Source organism: Actinoplanes sp. NPDC051343, assembly GCF_044455125.1.
In the GTDB taxonomy this organism is placed as follows: Bacteria; Actinomycetota; Actinomycetes; order Mycobacteriales; family Micromonosporaceae; genus Actinoplanes.
Map to the genome: position 1 here is coordinate 1 of NZ_JBITEL010000051.1, position 1,675 is coordinate 1,675.

At 69.8% G+C, this 1,675-nt stretch carries 1 protein-coding gene; it reads left to right on the top strand.

The genetic code is table 11. The features are described 5' to 3' along the window. Positions 1-29 precede the first annotated feature (29 nt). Positions 30-1,675: condensation domain-containing protein (locus ACIA5C_RS48605; RefSeq protein WP_396068197.1), on the top strand; the 1,646-nt coding region annotated here is incomplete at its 3' end.

A 1,675-nucleotide genomic window follows, 5' to 3' on the forward strand; every position in this document is an offset into this window, starting at 1 on the left:
GGTTCTTCGCGTTGGGTGGGGACAGTATCGTGGCGATCCGGTTGGTGTCGCGGGCCAGGGCGGCGGGGTTGGTGATCTCCCCGCGGGATGTGTTCCAGTATCAGACGGTCGTGGGGTTGGCCGGGGTTGTGTCGGTGGTTGATGCCGGGCCGGTGGTGCAGGAGCCTGATGCTGGGGTCGGGGTGGTCCCGGAGACGCCGGTGATGAGTTGGTTGCGGGAGTTGGGCGGGCCGGTCGACGGGTTCTGTCAGTCGATGGTGCTGGCCACGCCGGCGGGTTTGGGTTTGGACGGTCTGTGTCGGGTGGTGCAGGCGGTGCTGGACCGGCATGACATGTTGCGGGCCCGGTTGGTGACCACCGGTGGTGGGTGGGAGCTGGTAGTCGCTGCGGCTGGTGGGGTTCGGGCCGAGGATGGTGTGATTGCCGTCGACGTGCGCGGGTTGGACGAGGCCGGGACCGAGGCGGTACTCGCCGAGCACGCCCGGTCGGCGCAGGCCCGGTTGGCGCCCGAGGCCGGGGTGATGGTGCAGGTCGTGTGGCTCGACGCCGGTCCTGATCGGCCGGGCCGGGTGCTGTTGGTGGTGCATCACCTGGTGGTTGACGGGGTGTCCTGGCGGATCCTGGTCCCGGACATTGCCGCGGCGTGGCGTGAGGTGGTGGCGGGCCGGGACCCGGTGCCCTCACCGGTCGCGACGTCGTTCCGGTGGTGGTCGCAGCGGCTGGTCGAGGCGGCCACCGATCCGGTGCGGGTCGGGGAACTGTCGTTGTGGCGCGAGATCTTGGGTACTGCTGATCCGTTGCTGGGCGGGCGAGGGCTGGATCGGCGGGTGGATACCGTGGCCACGGCCGACGCGTTACGGGTGTCGGTGCCGCAGCGGTGGACCGTTCCGCTGTTGACCAGGGTCCCGGCGACGTTCCACGGTCAGGTCAACGACGTGTTGTTGACCGCGTTGGGGTTGGCCGCCGGCCGGTGGCGGGCCTGCCGGGGGGACGCAGACGTGCCGGTGCTGGTCGAGGTGGAAGGCCACGGCCGGGAGTCGATCGTGCCCGGTGCCGACGTGTCGGAGACGGTGGGCTGGTTTACCAGTGTGTTCCCGGTCCGGGTGGATCCCGGTCCGGAGTCGTGGGCCGAGGTGTGCGCGGGGGGTCCGGGGCTGGGTAACGCGGTCAAACGGGTCAAGGAACAGTTACGGGCGATCCCGGACAACGGGATCGGGTTCGGGTTGCTGCGGCATCTGAACCCGGACACCGGTCCGCAGCTGGCCGGTCGGGCACCGCAGATCGGGTTCAACTACCTCGGCCGACTCACCATCGGTGATCACGAAACCCCGCCAGTGGACCAGGACTGGGGTGTGCTGACCGACGGGGGCGGGGGGCCGTTGGGTGGGCGTATGCCGCTGGCGCATGTGGTCGAGGTGAACGCGGTCACCGTCGACGGAGTGGACGGGCCGCAACTGGTCGCGTCGTGGTCCTGGGCGCGCGGCTTGCTCACCCGGGCCGACGTTGAGGAGCTCGCCGGGTATTGGGTGCAGGCGTTGCAGGCGATCGTCGAACACGCCGAGCATGACGACGCCGGTGGTCACACCCCGTCGGATTTCTCCTCGGTGACCTTGGCGCAAGACGACATCGACGCGTTGGAAGCCGGTCAGCCGGTGGCCGACGTGTGGGCGCTGTC